The organism is Polaribacter sp. PL03, assembly GCF_033875165.1.
GTDB lineage: Bacteria > Bacteroidota > Bacteroidia > Flavobacteriales > Flavobacteriaceae > Polaribacter.
This window is the reverse complement of record NZ_JAWZSV010000001.1, coordinates 299010-319691: the sequence shown is the minus strand read 5'-3', so window position 1 is coordinate 319691 and position 20682 is coordinate 299010. Positions and strand designations below refer to the sequence as shown.

Sequence of the window (20682 nt, the reverse complement as noted above, 5' to 3'; positions counted from 1 at the left end):
ATATGTGTTAGTTAATGTCTTTTATATTTTCTTTTATCCATTTTACACAAGTTTCAAAGTTTTTAAAGATGTGTGTTTCTGGTATGAATTCTGGAATGATATCAATTCTTTCCATCATATATTTTGGTTGTTTTAGTAGATTGATAAATAGAACTTCAATATTCTTTTTCTTTAAATCTTGTAACATGTCTTCCATAGCATACAACCCAGTTTGATCCATATATTGCATTCTACCTAAACGCATAATAACGGTTTTTGCAGAATCTGGAATTTGTTGTGAAAGAGCCTGAAACTCACTTGTAGAACCAAAAAATAATGGTCCTTTAATATGTTTAATAAATACTTCTTCTTTTAAATTCTCTGGAAAATTAAATTCATCTGCCCAAGATTCTTCTTTTAATGACTTTACATCTGATCTTTCTGCTGTTAAATCTCCAATTTTTTTCATGAACATTAAAGAGGCTATTACTAAGCCAATACCAACTGCATATACCAAGTTCCAAAAAGTAGATAGTAATAAAACTACAATCATAATTAAAACTTCAGAACTTAATTTAACAGGTCCTATTTTAATGTCTTTTGGTAAATGTGGTATTGCTTTTAATCCTTTATAATCCATTACACCAATACCAACTGTAATTAAAATACCAGCTAAAACACCAGCAGGAATTTTTGATGCAATAGGTCCTAAACCTATCATTATTACCAATAACATAATTCCGGCAATCATTCCAGATAGTTTTGTTTTTCCACCGGCATTTATATTAACAACGGTTCTAATAGTTGCACCAGCACCAGGAATACCACCAAATATTGCAGCAATACTATTTCCTATTCCTTGGCCAACCAATTCTTTATTTGGTTTGTGTTTTGTTTTGGTCATGTTGTCTGCTACAACACTTGTTAAAAGAGAATCTATTGCACCTAAAAGAGATAATGTTAATGCAGTAAAAATATACGGTGTAATACTAGAAAGACTAAAGCTTGTAAATATTTCCCATTTTGGTATTGGAATTCCTGAGGGAATTTCTTGTATTGTTCTATAATCTAAACCAAAACCAACAGCAACTCCAGACATTACAACTAATGCAACGAGTGTGCTAGGTATTTTGGTTGTAATTCGCTTAAAACCGTAGATTATAAGTATTGTTCCTAATGCTAATAATAGTTCTAACCAATTAATATGCTGTATAGCTCTAGGAAAAGCTTTTATAGCGCCTAATGCACCAGAAGTTTCTTTGGCAGCTAAAGTTTGAGATTCTTTATTTATATCTGCAATAGTAATTAATTTACCCCTTCTATTTGTTTCTGCAAAATTTTCTAAAACCAAAATTCCTTCTCCAGCTTCTTCTTTTAGAATATTCTCTAAGATAACTTCCTGTGCTTGTGCTTTAAATGTTGAAACGTATGCTATGTCTTCTTTTGGATAATAACCAACAGATGGTAATACTTGAGTTAGTAAAATAATTAACCCAATTGCAGTCATAAAACCAGAAACTACGGGATAAGGAATGTACCTAATATATTTTCCCAAACCAATAATACCTAAAATAATTTGAAACAATCCTGCTAAAAGAAAAACAGACAATATTGCTGGTAAAGCTTTTGTAATATCACCATCATTTGCAGCAACAATACCAGCAATAACCACCATACTTACAGCAGTCATTGGTGCTGTTGGACCAGATATTTGTGTGCTTGTACCACCAAAAAGAGCCGCAAAGAAACTAATAAAAATGGCACCGTATAAACCTGCACTTGGCCCTAAGCCAGAAGAAACCCCAAACGCTAACGCTAAAGGTAATGCAACTATACCAGCAGTAATACCGCCAAAAGCATCACCTTTTATATTTGAAAATAATTTTTTCATAAACGTTTATAAGAGTTTTATTAAGAGTATACAATTTAATGTTTATAAATTAAAAAAAGCCAATCCTTTTAAAGGATTGGCTTTTTTATTTACTTTATACTTTTTATTAATAGAAAGTTACAAAACCGTCATTAATATCATACATAGCACCAACAATTGTAATTTCTCCTGCGTCTTCCATTTCTTTTAAAACAGGACTATTATCACGGATATTATCAATTGTCATATGAACATTTTTATCTGAAACTTCATTTACAAAATCCATATTACTAGAGTTTCTTAAGCTCGCGTCTTTTGGTTCTATAACAGCATTAACAGCTGGTTTTATTTTACTAATTAAAGCAGTTAAGTTTCCTAACTTTGCATCATCACAAGCACCTTTTATAGCACCACAAGATGTGTGTCCTAACACAACAATTACTTTAGTTCCTGCTAATTTACAAGCAAACTCCATACTACCTAAAATATCTTCGTTTACAAAGTTACCAGCAATTCTAACGCTAAAAATGTCTCCAAGACCTTGATCGAAAACCAACTCTGCAGATACTCTAGAGTCGATACAGCTTAAAACAGTTGCAAAAGGGAACTGTCCTGTACTAGTATCGTTTACTTGTTCTAAAAGGTTTCTATTTGCTTTTAAATTATTTTGAAACCTTACATTTCCTTCTTTTAAAAAATCCAACGCTTTTTCAGGCGTCATTGTTGCTTGTGTTTCTTTTGTATGTGCTTTCATAATATTTTGTTTATGTTGTTAAAATAATTGAGCAATTAATATTATTAATTACATCATTAATATTTGTTTTAACTGAATTTGCATTGTTTTCTTTTCTATTAATAAATAGTAAATTAACATTGCTTTTTAATAAATAATTAGAAATATTTTTTATTGCGTCATCTCCTTTTTCAAAAATATATTCTATTGTTTTTTTATCTTTTGAAAGTAACTCATCTTTTAATTTGTTTTTACTTTCAGAAATTTGAAAAGATAATAAAGGCTTAGGAGTAGAGCTAATAATACTTTCTACAAACTTATTATCTGTATTATAATGATTAAATATACCTAAAGATAATTCTATATCTGGTTCAAAAGAATTTTTATCATCAGCAATTACAATTGGTCCTTTATGTTTTTTTAGGATAAATTGAGTGATATTATCACCAATAAAACGGAATCCCTTAGATTTTCTTTTTTCTATAACAATTATATCTGGTTGGTTTTTATCAATATAACTTTCTATTTCATTTTTTACATTTCCAATTGTAAAAGTGTGACTAATATTTACATTATAATCACTAGAAATAGGACTTATTAAATCTTTAATTTTTTTATCTGCAGTAAAATATTCTTTATTAATAGTTCGCATTGCAGATAACTGACTTTCTTTTTCGACTACATCTGTAGGCTTTTTTACATAAAGAAAGTGAATGTCTGCATTTACTATTTTAGCTAAACTAACACTGCTTTTTAATGTTTTAACTGTAGATTCATTTAAATCTGAAAGGACTAAAATTTTACTTTTCTTTTTTGTGTCCATCTCTTTAACTTAAACTTATGTTCGATTTTGGTCTATCATTAAAAAAGTGAATAAAACTAGACGGATTTTCTACGACACCACGTTTAGAAATTAGCTTAATATCTATATTTCTTTCTTTTGCCTTAAATAAGAAGTCTTCTAGAATTTCTATAATATCATTATCTAAATATCTAGTATTAATAAGGTTTAATTCTAAGAAAGTATCTCTAGGTAAGCTTTCTAATTCTTTTAAAATAGCACCTTTGTTAAAGAAAGTTACTTCTTCTGCCAATGTCATTTTAATTTTGTGTTTACCATTGCTTTTGTCTTCAATATGAAGAAAATGAGAGTTTTGGTAACTTTTTAATAAAATAACAACTATTCCTACAGCAAGTCCTAAAGCTATACCTACTAATAAATCTGTAAAAACAATACCAACAACTGTAACAATAAACGGTACAAATTGTTTCCATCCTAGTTTATACATCTGCTTAAATAATGCAGGTTTTGCTAATTTAAAACCAACAATTAATAATATTGCAGCTAATACAGATAATGGAATTTTATTTAAGAAAGTAGGAATTAGAATTACTGAAATTAATAAGAAGAAACCATGTAAAATTGCTGATAGTTTTGTTTTTCCCCCAGATTGTATATTTGCAGAACTTCTTACAATTACTTGTGTAATTGGCAAACCACCAATTAAACCAGAAATAATATTACCAGTTCCTTGTGCTAATAATTCTCTATTTGTTGGTGTAACATTCTTTCCTGGATCTATTTTATCTGAAGCTTCTACACATAAAAGGGTTTCTAAACTTGCAACTAATGCTATTGTAAATGCAGTTACCCAAACATCTGGGTTGCTTATGGCAGAAAAGTTAGGAAACTTAAATTGATTGAAAAAAGAGGTTGCATCTTCTGGTACAGGTACACTTACTAAGTGAGATTGAGAAATGGCTAATGCTTCATTAGATTTTGTTATTAGATAGAAAATAATTCCTAAAACAACAGCTACTAAAGGTCCTTGTATTACTGTAAAGAATTTAGCTTTTTTTGCTAATATAGTATCCCAAAGTAAAATAATAACCAATGCAATAACACCAATAAGCATAGAACCCATTGTAATATTATCTATAATATTAAATATTGCAGAAAATGTGTTTTCACCAGAAGTTTCTATAAAACTATCTGCTCCTTCTGGTTCTGAATCATAACCAAAAAAGTGTGGAATTTGTTTTAAAATAATAATTATTCCAATACCTGTTAACATTCCTTTAATTACAGATGAAGGAAAATAATACCCTATAATTCCTGCCTTTAGAATACCAAAAACTAATTGAATTATTCCACCCAATACTACAGCAACAAGAAAGTTTTCATAACCACCTAGTGCACTAATTGCTGTTAATACAATTGCTGCTAAACCTGCTGCAGGTCCACTAACACCAATTTTAGAACCGCTTAATCCTCCAACTACAATTCCTCCAATAATTCCGGAAATTACACCAGAAAATAATGGTGCTCCACTTGCTAATGCAATACCTAGACATAATGGTAATGCGACGAAAAATACTACAATACTTGCAGGTAAATCATTTTTAATGTGTTTAAACATACGTATATATTCTTACCCTATTCTTTTAGAGAATAGTGTTTGTTTTATTAAATTTTTTAAATTGATTTTTTTGTACTTCTAAAAACTATAGCACGAACTCTGGTGGCGGAGTTAAAATTTTGGGATGAAATGAAATGTAGTTTTTAGAAGTAAAACGTACATTTTCTCTTTTTTGAATTTTTGTAAAAAAGATAGTTAAATCTGAAGAAGTTGGTGGTATTTTTAGTTCTTTAAAACCTTCTTTTACACTACTTTCTTCTTCCTCTTCACTTAAATTTAAAAACAAAGAAATGTCTTGATTCTCATCTATTAACGCAATAATTGTAGGCGCAGAAATAAGCCCAACAAACAATATTGTAAAAAAAAGAGCAATTTTAACTTTCAAGTAAATTTTAGTTTTTGTAAAAATAGTAAAGCAAAACTTAATATTTGCTATATATAATTTAAATCTCGTTTAAGAGTTTTATTTCATCAGCAATAATCCAACCTAGTTTACCATCTATTAGTTTTATTTTTTTCCAATTATCTATGGCATCTAAAACAATTACTTTCGTGCCTTCGTGTATTGTAAAAACTTCATCAGAATTTAAAGTAGGTGCATTTCTTACAGCTGTTTTCTCTGCAAAAACAATTGCTTCTTTCTTGTTTTTTGTTTGATTGTATTGACTGTAAGTTATAAAAAGTGTGAAAATTAAAACGATAAAACTAATACTACTTGTTGTAAAATAAAACCTCTTTTTAATAGGAGTATGCGCAAAGTAGAAGAGTAAAAATAAAACGGAAGCTAAAAACGAAAATACTACAACAATTACTGCCCAAGTATCATAAGACAGTTTCTGAAAATAATTTTCATTAAACTGTGTGAAAAAAGTTTTAGGTATTTCTTCTATATTATCTAAAGCCAATCGTTTTGCGAAGACCAAGTTGTTTTTTACATCTGTATTTAAAGGATCTATTTTTAAAGCTTTTTCATAATAGTAAATAGTAGGTCCAACTTTATTTATCTTGTAATAAGCGTTTCCTAAATTTAAATATAGTTCTGGTGAAATAGCCTTTTCAGATTCAATTTTTTTATATTTTTCAATAGCTGCTTCAAAAGAACCATTTTTGTAAAGTTCGTTAGCAGTTGTAAACAGACTATCTACACTTTGTGCAGTTATGCTATTTGCAATCATTAAGAATAAAAATAAAACTTTCTTCATCTTATAACTGTTTATCTAATTGAACAATAACTTCTTTTGCACGCTCAAATTCTTCTTTCATTTGAGTTGCGGTATAAGGCGTGTAACGAGCAAAATCAGAACTTTTTAAAACTTCAATAAATTGATTGATTGTTGCTGTTTCAATCTTTTTATTTTCTAAAAGTTCAGTAATTTTTTCTTTACTAATGTCTGCTGTTTCTATACCTAATTTTGCTTTTAAATAATTGTGTAAAGCACGTTCTAAAGCTTCGTAAAAAGCTTCTTTTTTACCCAATTGTTTTTGTGCTTTAGAAAGATATTTTTTAGCTAATCGTTCTGCTTTTCTAGTTTTATTACCAGCAATATCATTACTTCTTTCTTCATTTCTTCTTGCTATAAAAATACCTATTGGAATAGCAATTAATGGTAATAAAAGTAAGATATAAAAAAGTGTAGACTTAAAGAAATCAACTTTTTTTGTAGTGATAAAATTTGTTTTTGTAGCAATATATCTAAAGTTTTTCCCGGTAGCAACAATCGGTTGTTTTCTAATAGTAGTTGTATCTACCACAACCAATTCTTTACCTTCTTGTACATCTACATATAAATCTTCTGTAGTAATGGTTTTGTACTTTTTTTCATTTGGGTTAAAGTATGAAAACGAAGTATTTGGTATTTTATATTTCCCTTTATACTGGGGTACAACAGTATAAGAATCTATTATAGAACCAGAAATACCACTCGCATTTGTACGAATATTTTCTTTTCTTTCTGGTTGGTACATTTCTAATTCTGCAGGAGTTTCTACAGTAGGCAATTCAAATAGATTTAAATTTCCGTTTCCAGAAACGTTTACATTTACTTGGCTTGTTTCATTTGCTTTTAAAATGTCTTTACTTAGAGAAACATTAAAATTAAAATCTCCAACAGCGCCTGTAAAGTTTGCCGGTTTACCTTCTAAAGGAAGACTTCTAGGATTAATTATTTTTTTTGTTGAGACAAATTCTCTTTTAATGTTTTTTGTAATTGCGTTTCCAAAAAAGTCTGATCTACCAGAAGGAACACCAATAACAATATCCATTTTCATAGAACCAATTGGTAGTTTTCCTGTTTTTGTAGGAACTAATAAAGCTTTTTGTAAAACAATATATCTATAATTTTCACCGTTGTATTTCCCTATTTTAACAGGAAACCCAGTTATTTTAATATTCTGATTCCAAAAGCCACTGTACTTTGGTGCTTCTGTAACACTCGTGTCGTAAACACTTACATTCTCACTAACATACAATCTATATTCTACATAAACACCTTCACCTACATAAGGTCTAGATTTAGAAATTTCTGCAACTAAATGAATGTTTTGTTGTGCAATATAATTTGGGTCATTTGGGTTTTTAGGTATTGCTACAGCATCTATAACAATTATTTTTACAGGATTAGATTTTATTGTTTTTCCACCAATTGTTACAGAGGCACTTCCAATAGAAAGTTCTCCTTTTCTTTTTGGTTGAATAATGTAAGTATAAGATTGTGTAAAACTTACTTTTCCGTTTATCCAAGATTGACTAACAGATTGACTTGGTCCACCAACAACTTTAAAGTTATTAAAATTTGGAGGCGTAAAATTATCTCCTCCTTGTTTATCAATAGAGAATTCTATTCTTAAACGTTGGTTTACACCCAATTTGTTTTTACTAACTTTTGTCTTTAAAGTAGCCTCTTGTGCCACGAAAGAAATGCTTAGTAAACAAATAAATATAGATATGTAAAATTTCAACTTCATCAACTTTTTCTAAAATGGTAAATCTACCAATCTTTTTCTTGTTTTACTTTTTTACCTTTTGCTTTTTTAGCATTCATTTTCTTTTGGGTTTTTTTCTCCTCATTATTTAAGTTTTCTAATAACTGTTTTATTTGTTGAGGTGTCATTTTTCCCTGTTGAGGTTTTGGCTTTTGTTGGTCTTTTTTATCATCTTTCTTAGGATCTTGTTTTTTATCTTTATCCTTGTCCTTATCGCCTTTACCGTCTTTGTCTTCGTCTTTTTTATCTTTGTCTTTTTGGTCTTTATTATCTTTATCCTTGTCTTTGTTTTTATCGTCTTTATCTTTATCCTTCTGGTCCTTATCTTTTTTGTCTTTATCCTTGTCTTTATTTTTGTCGTCTTTTTTATCTTGCTTTTCTTTGTCTAATAATTTTTGCGCTACGGCTAAATTATAACGAGTTTCATCGTCTGAAGGATTGTTTCTTAAAGAATTTTTATAGCCATCTACCGCACCTTGATAGTTTTTAGAATCCATCATAGCGTTTCCTAAATTATGAAATGCTTCTGCTTTTGTAGCTTTGTCTGTAGCCGTTTTTGCAGTTAACTCGTATTGCGGAATAGCTTCTTTAAAATTATTATTTTGATAGAAAGCGTTTCCTAAATTATAAGTTGCCTTGTCGTAATTAGAATTGTTTCCAAGTGCTTTTTGATATGCTACTGAAGCATCTGTAAATTGTTTGTTTTGATACAATTCATTTCCCTGACGTAACATTTTTCTAGCAGTTCTTTGTTGTGCTATGGTGTCTTTCTGTGCTGCTATTTCTTTAGAAGAAAAGAACACTAAGAAAATGATTAGTATGTTTTGTAAAATCTTCATGTTATCTCGAATTTCTTTAATAATTCTGTATCATTTTTCATAAAAAACAATGATTACAAAAGTAAGGCATTCAAAAAAGTATTTTGTTAAGAACTTGTTATTTTTATTAAATTAAGAATAGACAAGTCTATAGATTTGGCTATTTAAGCAATGTGTTGTGTATTTAAATACAATGAATCTGTTTGTTAAGAAGAAGTTGAAGCTTAAAACAAGAAATAGCTAGACTGTTTTTAGCCTAACTATTTCTTGTTTTAAGTGATGTCTAAGATATTTACTAACTTATTTATGCCGCTATTTCACGCGTTAACCATCCGCTTTTACCTGCAGTAGCAATTGAATATGGTGTAATCCAGAATAAGCCAAAAGTATATAAAATACTGTAAGAATATGCCCATAGTGCTTCCTTTAAATCATATCTTTTACTGTAAAATAATACAGGAAATGTGGACATTATTAGAATACTTAACAATGTTGAGCTAATAAATAAAACAGGATGAGTTATAACGAAATACATCATAAATAATAAAAACGGATATGACATTATCATTTTCATTGACTGTGTAACAAACAATAATCTCGATCCAAATTTACTACCTTCTTTAAAATTAGTAAATACATATTTGTACATCGCAATATTTTCACGAACATTACTTCGACCCCATCTAATAAACATTTTGTACAAGCCTGTATAATCTTCCGGTACATTTGTATATGCATAAGCATTTCTTTGAAATAGAACACTGTAACCTTGTTTTAAAATCATGTTTGTTAACGCTCTATCTTCTCCAATATCCGATGCTTTACCCATAAATTTTTGATCAATCCATTCTGGTAAGCAAGCAAAAACCGCTGTTGCTTTGTAAGCCGCTAATGCACCAGGAGTGCATAAAACAGAGTTTAAACTACTTTCTGCAGAGCGTTTAAATTCGAAACTCATTACAAAACTTACATTTAGCATTTTTGGTAATAAAGCTTTTTTGTTATTTAATACCTGAATATTACCTGCTACAGCGCCACATTTTTTATCTGTAATTAAAGGGCTTACCAAATTACGAAGTGTGTCTTTTTTAACAATAGAATCGCTATCTACAGTTACAAAAACAGCTCCAGTACCAATATTAAAACCACGGTATAACGCATGTCTTTTTCCCATGTTTTTGGGTTGTTGAATTATTGTTACTTGGTCTCCTAAAATTCTTTTAGCTTCTTGCATCCAGTACCAAGTATCATCTTTACTACCGTCATCTATAGATAGTATTTGTATTTTTTCTTTCGGATAATCGCTTTTAGCTAAACTTTCTAAAGTAGCCCAAACTTGTTTACCTTCATTATAAGCAGGTACTATAACGGTAACTGTAGGTAGTTCTTTATTACTTACAGATGCTATTGGTTTGTACTTAAAGTACAAGTATACATCATAAATAAAAGTCATCGAACCAAACACAAATAATGTAGCAGCTATTGTAAAAAAAAGAAAGCCAAAAGTTGTGTTTAACCTTTCGAAATTAAATTTAGAAAAATCGTCTTGTAATTTATAAACAGCATAAGCAGCACCAATCATTATAATAAATGAACTTATAAGAATTACAAGAGCTTTAAAGTTAATTGGGGTTTTCTTGTTTTCGCTACCATATTTATTATTCAATAATTTTAAATTAATAGTTGCTGTTTTCATCTTAAGTTTTATTTAGATTCTTTAGACAAACATTTATCAATTTATGTACCATTGAGGCCACTACCTGGTTTACTGGTTTTTATGATTTTTCACTTTAATTTTAGTGTATATTTTTTACACATAAAGTGGGTAATTATACACTTTATTATAAGTAAAATGAAGAAGGGAATTTTTATAAATAATAGTAATTAATTTTAAAAGTAATTCAGTTTTAGTAAAAAGTAAGAGTAGAGAGTTTTTAAGTCTAATTTTTAGACTTTTTTTTAAATACATAAGCCGATTAAAAAAATTAATCGGCTTATGTAGCATAATGTATTTCTTAATAAAATAATAGTTTTTGTTTATAAGAGCGATTTTTTTTTGAAATAAAGAATACTATTTTTTCTTTTCTTCGTTAAATAAATCTGCCTTTCTTAACCATTTTGTTTTCTTATCAAACAAGAAAATATCTATTACTAAAAACAATAAACCTAATGCCAAAAACCATTGAAATTGATCTTTATAATCTGCAAATTGTTTCGTTTCAAATTCGTTTTTTTCTGCGTTTGCAATAATTTCTGCCATAGCTTTTACAGGATCATCTGTAAAGTTACCATCAATATATTTTCCGTCTGCAGCATCTGCAATTCCTTGTAAAACTTCTGGTTTACGTTTGGTAATAACCGTTTCGCCTTTGTTGTCTTTCTTATAACCATTTAAAGCGCCATTTAACCTTAAGGGAATTGGACCACCTTTTTCTGTACCAACACCAACTGTGTATATTTTTACACCTTCGTTAGCAAGGTTTTGTGCAACTTGTTTTGTTTCTTCTTGATGATCTTCACCATCTGAAATAATAATTAAAAAACGGTTTGTTTGTTCATCATTATTATAATATGTTTTTGCTAGTTCTAAAGCGCCGTTTATATCTGTACCTTGACTAGAAACCATATCTGGGTTTGCGTTTTGCAAGAACATATTTGCGGCAGCATGATCTGTTGTTATAGGTAATAAAGGGTATGAATTACCTGCATAAATAATAATACCAACTCTATCTGAACCTAATTTATCTATAATTTTAGATATTATTTGTTTTGCTTTTTCTAATCTATTAGGTGCAATATCTTCTGCCAACATACTTTTAGAAACGTCTAAAGCAAAAACCACATCTACACCTTCTCTTTTTACAGTTTTTAACTTAGTTCCCATTTTAGGATTCGTTAAAGAAATTACTAGAAAAGAAATACTTAAAAGTAGAAATATTAATTTTAAAATTGTTTTAAAGGTAGATGAGTTTGGTGCTAATTTTTTTAATAATAAAGCATCAGAAAACTTACGTTGCGTTCTTTTTTTCCACCATAAGACCAACAAGAAAACAACAACCATTACTGGAATGATTATTAATAGGGAAAAATAAATTGGTTCTTCTATCTTATACATTCTTTTGAAATTAAATGATTCAAAAATTAAAAAATTAAAGGAAATACTTGTCTTTAATCTTTTAATTCTTCAATTTTTTAATATTATTAAATAAAACTTTTAAAAATTGTATTTCTTAATATGAATTCTAACACTAAAAAACCAAGTCCTAAAAAGACAAAAAACCTAAATTTCTCTTGATAATTATAATACTTAAATTCTTCTATTTTTGTTTTTTCAAGCTTGTCAATTTCGTCATAAATCTCTTTTAAAGATTCATTATCTGTAGCTCTAAAATATTTTCCTTCAGTTTCAAAAGCAATCTCCTCTAAAAGCTTTTCGTCTATTTCTACTTGTTGTTTTCTAAAGTTTAGTTTACCTGTTCTAGGATCTCTACTCCAAGGAAAGTCTGCCATTCCATTGGTTCCAATTCCTATGGTATATACTTTAATATTTAATTCTTTAGCCAACTCTGTTGCTGTTCTTGGGTCTATGTTACCAGAGTTATTTACACCATCTGTTAATAGAATAATAACTTTGCTTTTTGCTTTGCTTTCTTTAAGTCGGTTTACACTAGAACCTAAGCCCATTCCAATAGCTGTTCCACCTTCTAATTGGCCCCATTTTAATTCAGAAATAGTACGTTTTACAATTCCTTTATCGCTAGTAATTGGTGTTTGTGTAAAACTTTCACCAGCATAAACAACAATACCAATTCTATCATTTGGTCTTCTGTCTACAAAGTCTACAGCTACTTTTTTAAGTGCTTCTAATCTGTTTGGTTTTAAATCTCTAGCTAGCATACTTGCAGAAACATCTATAGCCATAACGATATCTATACCTTTATTTGTTTTTGTTTTTTTACTTACAGAAACATTTCTAGGTCTTGCCAAAGCAATTATAATTGCTGCCAATGCCAATAATCTTAAAAGATATAATATTGGTTTTAGTTTAGATAAAATTGAAGCTTCAACTTTAAAGCCTTTAATACTTGGCATAGTTAATACTGCAGCATCTTTTTTGCGCATAAAAAAATGCCATATTGCTAATAATGGTATTAAAAGTAGCAACCAGAAAAACTCAGGATTTAAAAATTCGAAATTACTCCAGTTCATCTTCTTTTTCTATTATTGGTTTAGGCTTTAAATTGCCTATAATAAATTCTGCATCTTTTCTATCGTCTTCTATTTCTATAGCCAATGGTTTCGATTTTGCAAACTTAACTAAATCTGCTTCTTGTAATAAATCTTTTAATTTATTAATAGTTTCTTTAGAGGTTTCTATAGTGTCTGTTTTTTTGAAGTTGTTAATCATTTCTAAAACTTCATCTGTAGTGTTTTCTAAAGCAGGTACTTTTAATTCGCGCTCTATGTAGCCACGAACAATTTCTGTTAATTCAGAATAATATTCTTTTACTTTATTGTTTTGCCACAATAATTTATCATCTAATTCATTAAGCCTTAGAATTGCTTCTTCATAAGGAGGTAAAGTTCTGTATGTTGGTGCTTCTTCCTCTTCTTTTCTTTTTCTGATAACAAACCAATAAATCCAAAAACCAATAATTGCTAAAACAGCTAAAGCAATGTAGATGTAAAGTTTAAAATCATCGAAAGTAAAAGGTTCTTTTTTAATTGATTTTATAGGAAATTTCTTCACTTTAGTAGTGTCTATAGCAACTGTAGCTATATTTACTAAAAGAGAATCTGTTAAGTAAGCTTGGTTTTTTACAAAAATCTGTTGTTGCGGAATGTAAAATGCACCACTATCAAAACCTGTTAGAATATACCTTCTAATTAAACTGTTTTTAATGGTATCTATTTTTGTAGAATCTATAATTTCTAATCCCTTTAACCTTATTTTAGGTATAATTACATTCTTAGTTTCATCAACAGAAATTTTTAATTGAAATTGTTCACCAATTCGAATATTTGTGGTGTCTATTTCTGCTTTTACCATTGGTTTTTGTGCAAAACTTATGGTAGAAATAAATAGTAGTATGTAAAATAGTTGTTTTTTCATCTTTAAAAGTAACTGCGTTACTATCTTCCTTTGTGTTTAAAATAACCTAATAATTTCTTTACGTAGTTTTCATCAACTCTTGTGTTAATGGCTCCTGCGCCACTTCTTTTAAACATGTTTGTATAATAATCTGTTAAGCGTAATGCATTTGCTTTGTAACTTGTTCTTACAGATTTAGATGCCGTGTTTATTAATTGAATATTGCCGGTTTCTGAATCTAACATAGGTACCATTCCTAAATTAGGAATTTCTTCATCGTGTTTATCATAGATTCTAATACCTGTTAAATCGTGTTTTTTAGCAGCAATTTTTAATGTCTTTTCATAATCATCATCCATAAAATCTGACAACATAAAAACAATTGCTCTTTTTTTCATCACACTAGACAAAAACTTTAAAGCCGCAGCAATATCTGTTTTTTTACTTTTTGGTTTAAATTCGATTAATTCTCTAATAATTCTTAGAACATGGCTTTTTCCTTTCTTAGGAGGAATAAAAAGTTCTATATCATCAGAAAATAAAATTAAACCAACCTTATCATTGTTCTGTGTTGCAGAAAATGCCAATGTAGCAGCAATTTCTGTAACGGTATCTTTTTTAAATTGTGTGGATGTACCAAATAATTCAGAACCAGAAACGTCAACTAAAAGCATCATTGTTAACTCACGTTCTTCTTCAAAAACTTTTATGTAAGGTTCGTTATAACGTGCAGTAACATTCCAGTCTATTGCCCTAACATCGTCGCCAAATTGGTATTGTCTTACTTCAGAAAAAGTCATACCACGTCCTTTAAAAGATGAATGGTATTCACCTCCAAAAATATCATTAGACAAACGCTTTGTCTTAATTTCTATTTTACGAACCTTTTTTAGTATTTCCTTTGTTTCCATTCTTTCAATTGTCAGTTAACATTTATCAATTTTCAGTTTAAAACCGATAATTGTCTATGGTACTTCAATTTCATTAATAATTGAGTTAATAATGTCTACAGACGTTACATTTTCTGCTTCTGCTTCATAGGTAATTCCTATTCTGTGACGTAAAACATCAAAAACAACAGCTCTAACATCTTCTGGTATTACGTAACCTCTTCGTTTTATAAAAGCATAACATTTTGCAGCTCTTGCAAGGTTAATACTTCCCCTTGGAGAGGCCCCAAAACTAATTAAATCTTTTAATTTTGTTAAGTTGTATTTTTCTGGATAACGAGTTGCAAAGATAATATCAAGAATGTATTTCTCAATTTTCTCATCCATATAAACTTCATTGGCAACTTGTCTTGCTCTAATTATTTGGTCTACAGAAACAACAGGGTTTACTTTTGCAAAGCCACCAGATAAATTCTGACGCATAATAGTTTGTTCGTCTTGTAATTTTGGATAATCGATTACAACCTTTAACATAAATCTATCTACCTGTGCTTCTGGTAAAGGATACGTTCCTTCTTGTTCAACAGGGTTTTGTGTAGCCATTACTAAGAAAGGTTCATCTAACTTAAAAGTAGTGTCTCCAATAGTAATTTGACGTTCCTGCATTGCTTCTAACAAAGCAGATTGCACTTTTGCAGGTGCTCTGTTAATCTCATCTGCTAACACAAAGTTTGCGAAAATTGGCCCTTTTTTAATCTCGAAATTGTTTTCCTTCATGTTATAAATCATGGTTCCAACAACATCTGCAGGTAATAAATCTGGTGTAAACTGTACTCTACTAAAACTAGCTTGTACTGCTTTAGACAATGTGTTAATTGCTAATGTTTTTGCCAAACCAGGAACACCTTCTAACAAGATATGTCCGTCTCCTATTAATCCTATTAACAAACTTTCTATCATTTGTTTTTGGCCAACAATTACTTTATTCATTTCTAAAGTAAGAATATCTATAAAGGCACTTTCTCTTTCGATTTTCTCGTTAATAGCTCTTACATCTACATCCATTATATATTGTATTAGGTGTTATTTTTTTTTATTGAAACAAAACTACAATTTTAACATATTTATTTTTGTTAAAAGTAGGTTAAAGATGATTTGTTATTTTTTACTACTTTTATAGAAATTATACACTATTAAATTTTACATGAATAAGTTGACAGATAAGTTTTTATGGAAGTCATTAAAAGAAGGAGACCTAAACGCATTCTCTGTTCTTTTTGAAACTTATTACCCAGAATTACATAGTTATGGTTTAAAAATATCTAAAGATACAGCGCTTACAGAAGATACTTTGCAAGATTTTTTTATGTATGTTTATGAACATCGAGAAAATTTAAGCGATTTAGACACAATTGCACCTTATCTTTTTACTTCTTATAAACGCTTTCTTTTTAAAGTGATGAAAAAGAATGAGAAAACAATTTATACAGATTTTTCTAATGAAAACTTTGCAGACATTCAGTTTACAGCAGAAGAGGTAATTACAAACCAAGAAACAGAAAGCTTTAAAAATAAAAATTTATCTAGTTTATTAAATAAATTACCAAATAGGCAAAAAGAAGCTGTTTATTTAAAATATTATAGTGGTTTAAAAGCTACAGAAATATCAGAAATAATGGGTATTAATTACCAAAGTGTCGTTAATACACTGCATAAAGCAATTAAGAGTTTAAAAGAAGAAATTTCTATTATAAAACTATTTAATTAGGCTTTAACATAATATTAAGAGTATAAAAAAGAAAAATAGCCTTATCTAAATAGATAGCAGATAATTAATAATGATTAAAAAACAATACAATACCATAAATGATTTTTTAGATGATGTTTCATTTAAAAATTGGGTACACCAAAATAACGGAACAGATGTTGGTTTTTGGGATTTTTGGATTGCAAATAATCCTGATAAACAAGAGCTGATACATAAAGCAAAAGACCTTGTTTTAGGGGTTTCTTTCGATAAGAAATTTGTTAGTAAACAAAAAGTTGCTTTCGAATGGGATAAATTAGAAGCTAAAATTAAGGCTAAAAAACCAGCACCAAAAAGAAAATTAAAATTTTTAAAACAATTTAGTGCGGCAGCATCTATACTTTTATTAATTTCTACAGGGTTTTATTTTATAAACTCTAACTCTAAAGTTACCCATAAAACAAATTATGGCGAAATTTTAAATATTAAACTACAAGATGGTAGTGATGTTACTTTAAACTCTAACTCGAGTTTGTCTTATTATAAAAATGAAAGCAGAAAAGTTTGGTTATCTGGTGAAGCATTTTTTCAAGTTGATAAAAAAGTAGCTACTAACGCAAAATTTTGGGTTTTAACAGATGATTTATCTGTAGAGGTTTATGGTACTTCTTTTAATGTAAATACTAAAAAGAAAAAAACAGATGTCTTTTTAGAAGAAGGAAATATTTGGTTGAAGCTTAAAAATGGTGCCGACAAAAAAATGATACCAGGTAATTATATTTCTTATTCTGCTGATAAAAACGAAATATTAGAAGATAAAAATATTTTTAATGCAACAATAAAAACTTCTTGGAAAAATGGTTCTTTACTATTTGAAAACCTATCTTTGGAAAAGGCGATGGAAAAAATAGAAGAATCTTATGGTTTTTCTATAGTTTTTGAAGATGATATAAGTAAAAACACTTTAATAACAGGTGCTGTTCCTATTACAAACATAGATATTTGTATAAAAGCCATTGAAAAATCTGTTGATGTAACTATTGTTAAAAAAGATAATAGTTTAATTATCAGTAAAAAATAAGTGTAACCTTAAAATAGTAAATGGTTAAAAAACTAGTATCCATAAAGTTTATATTACTTGTTTTTGTATCTTTTATTTTACAACCAACAACTGCACAAGAACAAAAAAAAGAGAGAATACCATTAGCTACTTTACTAGATAAAATTAGTAATGAGCATAAAATATTCTTTACTTATAATGCCAATTTACTTTCAGATAAAACAATACAAGAAGAAGGTTTTGTAAACTTATCTTTAGAGGAATCTATTTCTTTATTAGAAAAAATAACCCCTTTTCTTTTTGATGATTTAGGAAATAGCTACTATGTTATTTACGCTAAAAAAAAATACGACAAGAGGAAAATTCATTCTAAAGGAAACACAATTTTCTCAAGAAATAGTGTTGTTGACAGTGCGTTAAAAAAAGACAAAGTAATTATTAGAGGAATTGTTTTAAGCTCAGATAATACACCTCTAAGTGGTGCAACATTGCAAGAAGAATCTTCTTTAGGCGGTACAACTACAAATTTAGATGGTACTTTTCAGTTTGAAGTTAAAAATGAAAATAAGATTACCATTAGTTTTCTAGGACACAATTCTAAGACACTTCAACTCACATCAAATATATTTCATACAATTGTTTTATTATCTGGTCAGGAATTAGATGAAGTACAAGTTGTTGGTTCTAGAAATAAAAATAGAGTTGCAACCGATACGCCTGTTGCTATAGATTTTATAGATATCGAAAAAACAGCATCAAAAAGTAGTCAAGTAGAGGTAAATCAATTTTTACAATATGCAATACCTTCATTTAATGCTACAAAACAATCTGGTGCAGATGGTGCAGATCATATAGACCCTGCAACTATAAGAGGTTTAGGACCCGACCAAACATTAGTTTTAATAAACGGAAAAAGAAGACACCAAGCATCATTAATTAACTTATACGGCACAAGAGGAAGAGGTAATTCTGGTACAGATTTAAATGCGATTCCTATTTCTGCAATAAAAAGAATAGAACTATTAAGAGATGGCGCTTCTGCACAATATGGGTCAGATGCAATTGCGGGCGTTTTAAATATTGTTTTAAAAGATAGCGATAACGAATTAAATGTTACCTCTACTTTAGGTTTTTATAATGCAGATAGCGACCGTGTTTTTTCTAATAAAGCAGATGGTTTTACTTATAAATTAGGTTTAAATTACGGTACAAAAATAAATAAAGGAGGTTTTGTTAATTTTTCTGCGGAAGCTTTATCAACAGATAATACAATAAGACCAGCAACAATTGCACGAGAAAAATATGGGCAAGCGGCAGTAAAAAATGTAAGTCTTTTTTTAAATTCTGAAATTCCGCTTTATGGAAACACAAAATTGTACGCAAACGGTGGTTTTAATTTTAAAAATACAGAAGCATATGCGTTTACAAGAACGTTTAATAGCGAGAGAAATGTTTTAGATATTTATCCAACAGGTTTTAATCCTTTAATAACATCTAACATTATAGATAATTCGTTTTCAATAGGAATGTTAACACGTTTTAAAGAATGGAATATTGATATTAATAATACTATTGGACGAAATAATTTTCAATACTTTATTAAGAATACATTAAATGCTACGCTCGAAGAAAATTCGCCAATAGAGTTTGATGCAGGTGGGCATGAATTAATACAAAACACAACAGGTATCGATTTTTCTAAATATTTTTTAGCAAAGTCATATGGTTTTAATATTGCTTTAGGTTTAGAATATCGTTTAGATAAATATAAAATATTTGCTGGTGAAGAAGCTTCTTATGCTTCTTATGATGTTAACGGAAACTTGGTAGATTCTAGAACACCAATATCAGATTATAAAACATATAATGGAGAGATAAGACCAGGTGGCTCTCAAGGATTCCCTGGGTATTCTCCAGAAAATGAAGTAGATAGAAATAGATCTAATTTTAGTATTTATTTAGACACAGAAATAGATTTTTCTAAGAAATTTATGATTGGTTCTGCTTTACGTTTTGAGTATTATAGCGATTTTGGAAGCACATTAAATTATAAACTTGCCTCTAGGTATAAAGTTAACAAAAAAATTAATTTAAGAGGTTCTTTAAGTACAGGGTTTAGAGCGCCTTCTTTGGCTCAAATTTATTACAATTTAACATTCACAAATTTTATAGGAAACCAGCCAACAGAGTCACTTCTAATAGCTAATAATAGTCCTATTGCAAGACGGTTTAATATAGATAAGTTAAAAGAAGAAAAAGCAAGAAATTATAGTTTGGGGTTTACGGCAAAGTTAAGTCCTACTTTTAACGCAACAGTAGATGCTTATTATGTTTATATAAAAGATAGAATTATTTTAAGTGGTAATTTTGATGCTTCTAGTTTAGGAATAGGTTTAGATAATGTTCAGTTTTTTGCAAACGGAGTTAATACAAAAACTTCTGGTGTAGATTTAGTTTTAAACTGGAAAAAGAAATTAGGTAATAATAATTTATCTATTGATTTTTCTGGGAATATTAACAGTATGAGTATTACTAATATTAAAAATAAAACTTTAGATAAAGAAACATTTTTTGGAAAAAGAGAGCAGCAGTACTTGTTAGCTTCTGCCCCAAAAAGTAAATTTAATTTAGGTGTAAATTATGAGTTTAAGAAACTTAAAACATCATTAAATTTTACTAGATTTAGTAGCGTTAAGTTAATAGATTGGCAAATTAGTCAAGATATTTCAAATTATAATAATTCTGAAATAGAAAGGTTAGAAGCTGCTACAGATATTTATCAACCAAAAATAACTACAGATTTACATTTTAGTTATCAATTAAATAATATAGTTAACCTGCAGTTAGGCGCTAATAATTTGTTTAACATTTACCCAACTAAACAAGAAAGTTTTACAGATAGTGGTGGTTTATGGGATGCTACACAAATGGGAACAAATGGTTCTTTTTACTACACAAAATTGAATATAAAGCTATAGTTCTTAGTTACATTCTTACTTTTTTTTACTTTTTATTAAAAATAAATGATTTTTATAGGGTATGCTTTTTCTTTTTCTGCCTTATATAAGAAATCGGTTACTTCACTTTCGAA

17 protein-coding genes are annotated in these 20682 nt (G+C 28.8%); 3 read left to right on the top strand and 14 right to left on the bottom strand.

The window, feature by feature from the left end:
- Nucleotides 1-7: 7 nt before the first annotated feature.
- The 14 genes from SHK09_RS01310 to SHK09_RS01245 form a co-directional block, all read right to left on the bottom strand.
- Nucleotides 8-1870, bottom strand: a complete 1863-nt coding sequence (locus tag SHK09_RS01310; RefSeq protein WP_319808962.1) for a SulP family inorganic anion transporter — start codon at nucleotides 1868-1870, stop codon at nucleotides 8-10.
- Between the two features lie 106 nt (nucleotides 1871-1976).
- Nucleotides 1977-2603: a carbonic anhydrase family protein gene (locus tag SHK09_RS01305; RefSeq protein ID WP_319808961.1), complete on the bottom strand. Its 627-nt coding sequence runs from the start codon at nucleotides 2601-2603 to the stop codon at nucleotides 1977-1979.
- A 10-nt stretch (nucleotides 2604-2613) separates the two neighbouring features.
- Nucleotides 2614-3405: a universal stress protein gene (locus SHK09_RS01300; RefSeq protein WP_319808960.1), complete on the bottom strand. Its 792-nt coding sequence runs from the start codon at nucleotides 3403-3405 to the stop codon at nucleotides 2614-2616.
- 4 nt (nucleotides 3406-3409) lie between these two features.
- Nucleotides 3410-5002, bottom strand: a complete 1593-nt coding sequence (locus SHK09_RS01295; RefSeq protein WP_319808959.1) for a SulP family inorganic anion transporter — start codon at nucleotides 5000-5002, stop codon at nucleotides 3410-3412.
- A gap of 85 nt (nucleotides 5003-5087) precedes the next feature.
- Nucleotides 5088-5387, bottom strand: a complete 300-nt coding sequence (locus SHK09_RS01290) for a hypothetical protein (RefSeq protein WP_319808958.1) — start codon at nucleotides 5385-5387, stop codon at nucleotides 5088-5090.
- A 58-nt stretch (nucleotides 5388-5445) separates the two neighbouring features.
- Nucleotides 5446-6204 (bottom strand): SH3 domain-containing protein, encoded by a 759-nt coding sequence (locus SHK09_RS01285; protein ID WP_319808957.1) that lies wholly within the window; start codon nucleotides 6202-6204, stop codon nucleotides 5446-5448.
- Nucleotide 6205: 1 nt separating this feature from the next.
- Complete coding sequence (locus SHK09_RS01280; protein ID WP_319808956.1) at nucleotides 6206-7966, bottom strand: BatD family protein; 1761 nt, start codon at nucleotides 7964-7966, stop codon at nucleotides 6206-6208.
- 23 nt (nucleotides 7967-7989) lie between these two features.
- Nucleotides 7990-8823: a tetratricopeptide repeat protein gene (locus tag SHK09_RS01275; RefSeq protein ID WP_319808955.1), complete on the bottom strand. Its 834-nt coding sequence runs from the start codon at nucleotides 8821-8823 to the stop codon at nucleotides 7990-7992.
- Nucleotides 8824-9106: 283 nt separating this feature from the next.
- The gene (locus SHK09_RS01270; RefSeq protein WP_319808954.1) at nucleotides 9107-10498 is read right to left on the bottom strand and encodes a glycosyltransferase family 2 protein; all 1392 of its coding nucleotides are present in this window, start codon (nucleotides 10496-10498) and stop codon (nucleotides 9107-9109) included.
- A 375-nt stretch (nucleotides 10499-10873) separates the two neighbouring features.
- Complete coding sequence (locus tag SHK09_RS01265; protein ID WP_319808953.1) at nucleotides 10874-11917, bottom strand: VWA domain-containing protein; 1044 nt, start codon at nucleotides 11915-11917, stop codon at nucleotides 10874-10876.
- Nucleotides 11918-12003: 86 nt separating this feature from the next.
- Nucleotides 12004-13011 (bottom strand): VWA domain-containing protein, encoded by a 1008-nt coding sequence (locus SHK09_RS01260; RefSeq protein ID WP_319808952.1) that lies wholly within the window; start codon nucleotides 13009-13011, stop codon nucleotides 12004-12006.
- Nucleotides 12998-13915, bottom strand: coding sequence for a BatD family protein (locus SHK09_RS01255; protein ID WP_319808951.1), 918 nt, complete (start codon nucleotides 13913-13915; stop codon nucleotides 12998-13000). Before SHK09_RS01255 ends, SHK09_RS01260 begins: the two co-directional genes overlap by 14 nt.
- A 20-nt stretch (nucleotides 13916-13935) precedes the next feature.
- A complete protein-coding gene (locus SHK09_RS01250) occupies nucleotides 13936-14805 on the bottom strand; it encodes a DUF58 domain-containing protein (RefSeq protein ID WP_319808950.1) in 870 nt (289 codons plus the stop codon).
- Nucleotides 14806-14859: 54 nt separating this feature from the next.
- On the bottom strand, nucleotides 14860-15849 hold the full coding sequence (locus SHK09_RS01245) for an AAA family ATPase (protein ID WP_319808949.1): 990 nt from the start codon (nucleotides 15847-15849) through the stop codon (nucleotides 14860-14862).
- Nucleotides 15850-15988: 139 nt separating this feature from the next.
- Here SHK09_RS01245 and SHK09_RS01240 point away from each other — a divergent pair, with 139 nt between their 5' ends.
- From SHK09_RS01240 to SHK09_RS01230, 3 genes are all read left to right on the top strand, one after another.
- Nucleotides 15989-16552, top strand: coding sequence for a sigma-70 family RNA polymerase sigma factor (locus SHK09_RS01240; RefSeq protein ID WP_319808948.1), 564 nt, complete (start codon nucleotides 15989-15991; stop codon nucleotides 16550-16552).
- A gap of 70 nt (nucleotides 16553-16622) precedes the next feature.
- Nucleotides 16623-17612: a FecR family protein gene (locus tag SHK09_RS01235; RefSeq protein WP_319808947.1), complete on the top strand. Its 990-nt coding sequence runs from the start codon at nucleotides 16623-16625 to the stop codon at nucleotides 17610-17612.
- A gap of 20 nt (nucleotides 17613-17632) precedes the next feature.
- Nucleotides 17633-20569, top strand: coding sequence for a TonB-dependent receptor (locus SHK09_RS01230; protein ID WP_319808946.1), 2937 nt, complete (start codon nucleotides 17633-17635; stop codon nucleotides 20567-20569).
- Nucleotides 20570-20682 lie beyond the last annotated feature (113 nt).

What these genes read in the sequence shown, in the direction of transcription:
- SHK09_RS01310 (WP_319808962.1), bottom strand. Translation starts at nt 1,870, where the DNA reads ATGAAAAAATTATTTTCAAATATAAAAGGTGATGCTTTTGGCGGTATT.
- SHK09_RS01305 (WP_319808961.1), bottom strand. Translation starts at nt 2,603, where the DNA reads ATGAAAGCACATACAAAAGAAACACAAGCAACAATGACGCCTGAAAAA.
- SHK09_RS01300 (WP_319808960.1), bottom strand. Translation starts at nt 3,405, where the DNA reads ATGGACACAAAAAAGAAAAGTAAAATTTTAGTCCTTTCAGATTTAAAT.
- SHK09_RS01295 (WP_319808959.1), bottom strand. Translation starts at nt 5,002, where the DNA reads ATGTTTAAACACATTAAAAATGATTTACCTGCAAGTATTGTAGTATTT.
- SHK09_RS01285 (WP_319808957.1), bottom strand. Translation starts at nt 6,204, where the DNA reads ATGAAGAAAGTTTTATTTTTATTCTTAATGATTGCAAATAGCATAACT.
- SHK09_RS01280 (WP_319808956.1), bottom strand. Translation starts at nt 7,966, where the DNA reads ATGAAGTTGAAATTTTACATATCTATATTTATTTGTTTACTAAGCATT.
- SHK09_RS01275 (WP_319808955.1), bottom strand. Translation starts at nt 8,823, where the DNA reads ATGAAGATTTTACAAAACATACTAATCATTTTCTTAGTGTTCTTTTCT.
- SHK09_RS01270 (WP_319808954.1), bottom strand. Translation starts at nt 10,498, where the DNA reads ATGAAAACAGCAACTATTAATTTAAAATTATTGAATAATAAATATGGT.
- SHK09_RS01265 (WP_319808953.1), bottom strand. Translation starts at nt 11,917, where the DNA reads ATGTATAAGATAGAAGAACCAATTTATTTTTCCCTATTAATAATCATT.
- SHK09_RS01260 (WP_319808952.1), bottom strand. Translation starts at nt 13,011, where the DNA reads ATGAACTGGAGTAATTTCGAATTTTTAAATCCTGAGTTTTTCTGGTTG.
- SHK09_RS01255 (WP_319808951.1), bottom strand. Translation starts at nt 13,915, where the DNA reads ATGAAAAAACAACTATTTTACATACTACTATTTATTTCTACCATAAGT.
- SHK09_RS01250 (WP_319808950.1), bottom strand. Translation starts at nt 14,805, where the DNA reads ATGGAAACAAAGGAAATACTAAAAAAGGTTCGTAAAATAGAAATTAAG.
- SHK09_RS01245 (WP_319808949.1), bottom strand. Translation starts at nt 15,849, where the DNA reads ATGGATGTAGATGTAAGAGCTATTAACGAGAAAATCGAAAGAGAAAGT.
- SHK09_RS01240 (WP_319808948.1), top strand. Translation starts at nt 15,989, where the DNA reads ATGAATAAGTTGACAGATAAGTTTTTATGGAAGTCATTAAAAGAAGGA.
- SHK09_RS01235 (WP_319808947.1), top strand. Translation starts at nt 16,623, where the DNA reads ATGATTAAAAAACAATACAATACCATAAATGATTTTTTAGATGATGTT.
- SHK09_RS01230 (WP_319808946.1), top strand. Translation starts at nt 17,633, where the DNA reads ATGGTTAAAAAACTAGTATCCATAAAGTTTATATTACTTGTTTTTGTA.